Genomic DNA, 6102 nt, shown 5'->3' with positions numbered 1-6102 from the left:
GCGTGCGCCCGCTCGAGCTTCGTCCGGTCCGACGCCGTCCACCCGAACGCCGCCGCCAGCGCCCCCGCCCCACCGGCCAGCGCTTCGGAGGCGTCGTCGGCGACGTCCTCCACCCACTCGAGCTCGACCTCGCTCCACGCCACCCGCCGGTCCTGCCCCGGCTTGCGGGCCGCCACCGTGTCGAACGACAGCGTCGCCACCCGCACGCCGCCGCGCAGGACCGGCCGGTCGGTGCGCACGACGTCCAACGCCATCACGACGTGCAACGCCCCGGGATCGGTGACGGTGCCCACGGCGTCGGCGATCCCGGTCGGCCAGCCCTGCGGCGCGTCCGCGTCCAGGACCACCTCGAGCTCCCCGCGGACGTGCTCTGCGCCCTGGACCGTCCCCAGCGTCTTCAGGGTCGCGACGACCCGCCCCTCCCCGGTCCGCCGACGCAGCGCGAAGCCGGCGCGCTGCAGCGACAGCCGCGGGTCGTCGTAGTACCGGTCGCGATGCTCGAGGTGCACCGCGTCCCCCACCTCGAGGCCCCACGGCGCCCACGCTTCCGTGAGCGCGGCGCGGTCGGGCGGGTCGCCCGCGGGACGCAGGTACTTGCGTTCGCGCTCGGTCTTCACGCCCCCGGCCCGCCCCACCACCGCCGCCACCACGGCCGGCCCGCCGGGCGTCCCGCGTCCTCGGCCTCCTCGGCGTCCTCGGCGTCGCCGTCGGGCGCGCCGCGCTCCGCGAACGCCTGCGCGTCGAGCAGGTCCTGCTCGATCAGGCGCCCGTCGCCCGCCAACGACTCGACGTGGTGCTGGAGTTCGTGGGTCAACGTCTCCCAGATCTCCGCCTCCCAATCGAACTCCGGGTCGGCGTCCGCGATCGCGCGGAAGCTCCCCCAGTAGAGCGCCACGTGGCGTCCGAGCCCCGCGTCGCCCCCCAGGAAGTCGTCGGGCCCGGGATCGAGGTACTCCCCCATGCGCCAGACGTCGTCGTAGCCCTCCTCGAGCCGCTCCTCCTCGAGGGCGTGCACCCCCTGCAGGTCCCGAAGGAACGCGTCGGGGATCTCGGCGGTCATGCGCGCGACGCTCGCGCGGAACTGTCGGTACGTCACGCCCGAATGCTACCGCCCGGCCCCCGGCGCGCGCGCCGTCCCGCCGACCGCCCCGTCGACCGGTCGGCCGCCCCCCCGCACGCGGCGCGAGGACGCCCGTCCCGGGGCGGGGACGGGCGCCCTGCTATCCTTTGGCTCACGTTCGCGTCGTCCGCTGCGCCGGCCGGGCTCCCCCCGCCGGTCGCGCGCGCCATGGAAGAAAGGGACTCCGTCATGTCGGAACTCCGCAACGTCGCCCTCCTCTCGCACAGTGGGGCGGGCAAGACCAGCCTCACCGAAGCGCTGCTCTACCGCACCGGCGTCCTGAGCGCCATGGGCGCCGTCGAGGACGGCACCACCGCCTCCGACCGGACGCCGGAGGAGACGCGCCGCAAGATCAGCGTCACGACCAGCCTCCACCCGGTGACGTGGAAGGGGCACCCCTTCACGATCCTCGACGCCCCCGGCTACGCCGACTTCGTCGGCGAGATCCGCGGGGCGCAGGCCGCGGCGGACGCCGCAGCCATCGTGGTGAGCGCCGTCTCGGGCGTCGCGGTCGGTACCGAGCGCGTCTGGACCAGCACCTTCGAGCGGGAGCTCTCCAGCTTCGTGGTGATCAACAAGATGGACCGCGAGAACGCCGACTTCTTCCGCACGATGGCGCAGATCGAAGCGACCCTCCCCGGGACGTTCGCCGCGATCCAGGTGCCGATCGGCAAGGCCGACGCCTTCCGCGGGGTGGTGGACCTGCTCACGATGACCGCCTGGACCTGGCCGGACGGCACCCCCACCGAGGGCGCCCTGCCCGAGGAGGTCGCCGGCGTCGCGCAGGAGTACCACGACCGCCTCGTCGAAGCGATCGTCGAGACCGACGACGAGCTCATGGCGCGGTACCTCGAGGACGTCGACATCGCCGCCGCCGACCTGCGCGAGGCGTTCTTCGCCGCCGTCCGCGGCGGCGCCCTGACGCCGGTCCTGTGCGCGTCGGCGGAGACGGCGATGGGGATCGACCTGCTGCTCGACTTCATGGTCGAGGGCGTCCGCACCCCCGCCGAGCACGCCCCCCTCCCGGTCGTCGACGGCGACGCCCCGACCCTGGGGCCCGACGCGCCGTTCCTCGCGCGCGTCGTGAAGACCGCGGTCGACCCGTACCTCGGCAAGATCTCCTACCTGCGGGTCCTGGCGGGCTCGGTGCGCGCCGGGGACGCCGTCCTGAACACCGCCCACGAGGACGGGGCGCCGGCGTCGGTCAAGCTCGCGCACCTGTACGTCCCCGACGGCGGCGACCTGAACGAGGTCGCCGCCCTCGAGGCGGGCGCCATCGGGGCGGTCACGAAGGTCGACGCGCTCCACACGGGCGACACGTTGGCGGCGCCCGAGCGCCCCGTCCAGTTGGCCCCCATCCGCTTCCCGCCGCCGGTCATGGCGGTCGCGCTGGAGCCCGCGACCCGCGCCGACGACGACAAGCTCGGCGAGGCGCTCCGCAAGCTGCTCGAGGCCGACCCGACCCTGCACCTCGAGCGCGACCCCGACACCCAGGAGACCGTCCTGTGGGGCATGGGGCACGTCCACCTGGAGGTCGCCAAGAACGCCCTGAAGGACCGCTACGGCGTCACGGTCCACACCCACCCCCCGAAGGTCGCCTACCGCGAGACGATCCGCGGGACGGGCGAGGCGCGCCACCGCCACAAGAAACAGACCGGCGGGGCGGGCCAGTTCGCCGAGGTCGCGCTGCGCGTCGAGCCGGCGGAGGCCGGCGCCGGCCTGGTGTTCGACTGGGCGGTCGTGGGCGGCGCGATCCCCAGCCAATTCCAATCGAGTTGCGAGAAGGGCGTCCGCCAGGCGATGGATCGCGGCGTGCTCGGGGGGTTCGTCACCGACGACGTGCACGTCACCGTGGTCGACGGCAAGGACCACCCGGTCGACAGCAAGGACGTCGCCTTCGTCGCCGCGGCGGCGCAGGCGTTCCGCGAAGCGGCCCAGCAGGCCGACCCCGTCCTGATGGAGCCGGTCGCCCTCGTGAAGGTCCGCGTCCCCGACCGCTACACCGGCGACGTGATCGGGGACCTCAACGCCCGCCGCGGGCGGATCCTCGGCATGGACAACGAGGGGGCGGTCTCGACGGTCAGCGCGCACGTGCCCGAGGCGGAACTCGCGACGTACAGCCCGGAGCTCCGCAGCCTCACCGGCGGGCGGGGCGCCTTCTCGCGCCGCCAGGACCACTACGCCCCGGTGCCGCCGCACCTCGTGGAGCGCATCCTCGACGCCGCCCGCGCCGACGCGGAGGACGGCGGCTGAGGCGTCGGTCGGAGGGGGTCGCTGGGGTAGCGTCGGGCCCGTGAAGGTCCTGCGCAAGTTCCTCGACCTGCTAACCCCGCGCGAGCGGCGCCAGGTGTGGCTGCTGCTGCCGCTCGTGATCCTGATGGCGTTCGCCGAGGTGATCGGCATCGCCTCGGTCGTGCCGTTCCTGGAGCTCACCACCGACCGCGACGCGGCGCAACGCAACGCGGTGCTGCGCTTCGCGTACGACGCGTTCGGGTTCGAGACGTGGCGCTGGTTCATGGTCGCGACCGGCGCGGCGGTCATCGTGGTGCTGCTCGCCGCGAACGGGTTCCTGGCGTTCGGGAACTGGATCCTGTTCCGCTTCGGGGCGATCCGCAACCACACGATCGCGCGGCGCCTGTTGATTCGCTACCTGCAGCAGGACTACGCCTTCTTCCTCGCGCGCAACACGTCGGCGTTGGCGAACAACGTCCTGCAGGAGGTCCAGCAGATCATCCGCGGGGTGGTGCGGCCGGGCCTGCAGCTGGTCGCCAAGGGCTTCACCGTCCTCGCGATCCTGGGGTTGTTGTTGGTCGCCAACCCGCTCCTGGCGCTCCTCACGAGCGTCGTGCTGGGCGGCGCGTACGGCGTCATCTACCTGCTCGTGCGCCGCTACGTGAAGCGCATCGGCGAGGACCGGGTGCAGGCCAACCAGGCGCGCTACCGCGCCGCGCAGGAGGCGATGGGCGGCATCAAGGACCTGCGGCTGTTGGGGCGCGAAGCGGAGATGGTCGAGCGCTTCACGGAACCGTCGCGCCGCTTCGCGGTCTACGAGGCGAACGCGCAGGCGCTCGGGGGGCTGCCGCGGTACGTGCTCGAAGCGATCGCGTTCGGGAGCGTCGTGTTCATCACGCTGCTGTTGCTCGCGACCGGCGCGGAGGTCGCCGAGGTCGTGCCGGTCCTGGGGCTGTACGCCTTCGCCGGCTACCGGCTGCTGCCGGCGCTGCAGGCGGTGTTCCAGGCCTCGACGCAGATCCGCTACAGCCTCGGGGCGCTCGACGAGGTGCACGCCATGGTGCAGCGCGTCGACGCGACGGAGGCCGACCCCGACGCGTTCGAGGACCGCTCCGCCGTCGCGCCGCTGCCGTTCACGGACCGCCTCGAGGTGCGCGACCTGGCGTTCGCCTACGCCGACGGCACGGAGGTCCTGGCGGACGTCGACCTGACGATCCCCGTGCGCGCGCACGTCGCCTTCGTCGGCACCACCGGCGCCGGCAAGACCACCCTCGTCGACGTGCTGCTGGGCCTCCTCGCGCCGACCGCCGGCACGATCACGGTCGACGGCGTGCCGCTCGACGCGGCGACCGTCGCACGCTGGCAGGCGAACGTCGGGTACGTCCCGCAATCGATCTACCTGACCGACGACACCGTCGCCCGCAACGTCGCGCTCGGGCTGCCCGACGACCGCATCGACATGGACGCCGTGCGCCGCGCCGCGAGCATGGCGCAGCTGGACCGCTTCGTGGAGACCGAGCTGCGGGACGGCTACGCCACCGTCGTCGGGGAGCGCGGCGTCCGCCTCTCGGGCGGGCAACGCCAACGCATCGGCATCGCCCGCGCGCTCTACCACGACCCCGACGTCCTCGTCTTCGACGAGGCCACCAGCGCCCTGGACGGCGCGACGGAGCGGGCGGTGTTCGACGCGATCCGGGCGTTGACCGGCCACAAGACGATCCTGTCGATCGCCCACCGCCTCGCGACCATCCAGGACGCCGACACGATCTTCGTCCTCGACGGCGGCCGGATCGTGGCGCGCGGGCCGTACGACGCCGTCTACGCCGAAAGCGACGTCTTCCGCCGCATGGCGGAGGGCGGGGTGCGCTGACCCGCCGCACGGCATCGAGGGCCGCGTTCGCGGCATCGTCACGAACCTGTATGGTGCAGACCACGCTCCTTGATTGAAGAGGATCAATGAGCAGCGCGGTCCATCGGTCGTTGCCGCGGGAGGTCTTCATGCACCGTATTGCACGCCGACAGCCGTGCACATCCCCACGCCGAACCACCGATTGCCTGCACCCAGCCGTGGGGTGTGAGCGTGAACCGGCATGGCGGCGAAAGGCCGCGCGTGCGTTCCGTGCCCTTCGCGGTGTGCGAAGGGGCGTCGTCGCGTGCGTGATGGTAGCGGGGTGGGCGCATGCGTGCGATGGACTGACGATCGACGACGGAAACATGTTGCGGTATATGACAAATCCTCGTTGCCTGGATGCATCCATCGGCCTTGGCGCCGACGTCGACCTTTCCGGGAGTCCCTGGACGCCGATTGGAACCCGTCAAGCGCCGTTCACGGGAACGTTCGACGGGAACGGCTTCACCCTTTCCAACTTCGCCATCGACGGGAAAGTAGGCGAGCCGGGGGCGGGATTCTTCGGCGTTCTCGGCAACGGCGCGACCATCAAGAACGTGTCCCTCACGGAGGTGGCCATCTACGACGACGACACGCGCCAGGTGGCCCTCGGCACGCTTGCGGGCGTCGTGGCGCCATCGAGTACGGTTTCGATCCTGGACGTCACCGTCGACGCGTCCCCCCTCTCGGGGACCGACGCGGTGGGGGGTCTCGTGGGGCGCGTCCGGTCCGCCGCCGTCACCCTTTCCGGTGTCGACGTGACGGTCGACGTGTACGGGGACGACGACGTGGGCGGCGTCGTGGGGAGTGCACCCTTCCATTCCTCGGAATCGTCGCTCGTCATGCGTTCGGTCACGGCACG

5 protein-coding genes are annotated in these 6102 nt (G+C 72.4%); 3 read left to right on the top strand and 2 right to left on the bottom strand.

From position 1 onward, the window contains the following. Positions 1–617 (bottom strand): CYTH domain-containing protein (locus RI554_10090; GenBank protein MDR9392365.1); only part of this gene is annotated, 617 nt, incomplete at its 3' end. Beyond that, the gene (locus RI554_10085) at positions 614–1096 is read right to left on the bottom strand and encodes a metallopeptidase family protein (GenBank protein ID MDR9392364.1); all 483 of its coding nucleotides are present in this window, start codon (positions 1094–1096) and stop codon (positions 614–616) included. The genes RI554_10090 and RI554_10085, both read right to left, overlap by 4 nt. Positions 1097–1309: 213 nt before the next feature. Between RI554_10085 and fusA the strand changes: the two genes are divergently transcribed. The 3 genes from fusA to RI554_10070 all read left to right on the top strand — a co-directional run. Beyond that, positions 1310–3373, top strand: coding sequence for an elongation factor G (gene fusA / locus RI554_10080; GenBank protein ID MDR9392363.1), 2064 nt, complete (start codon positions 1310–1312; stop codon positions 3371–3373). A 40-nt stretch (positions 3374–3413) separates the two neighbouring features. Continuing rightward, a complete protein-coding gene (locus tag RI554_10075; protein ID MDR9392362.1) occupies positions 3414–5222 on the top strand; it encodes an ABC transporter ATP-binding protein in 1809 nt (602 codons plus the stop codon). Positions 5223–5566: 344 nt separating this feature from the next. Continuing rightward, on the top strand, positions 5567–6102 hold a 536-nt coding region (locus RI554_10070), incomplete at its 3' end, for a hypothetical protein (protein ID MDR9392361.1).

This window comes from Trueperaceae bacterium, from assembly GCA_031581195.1.
GTDB lineage: Bacteria > Deinococcota > Deinococci > Deinococcales > Trueperaceae > SLSQ01.
The sequence above is the reverse complement of the archived record's forward strand: the minus strand, read 5'-3'. Positions and strand labels throughout refer to the sequence as shown.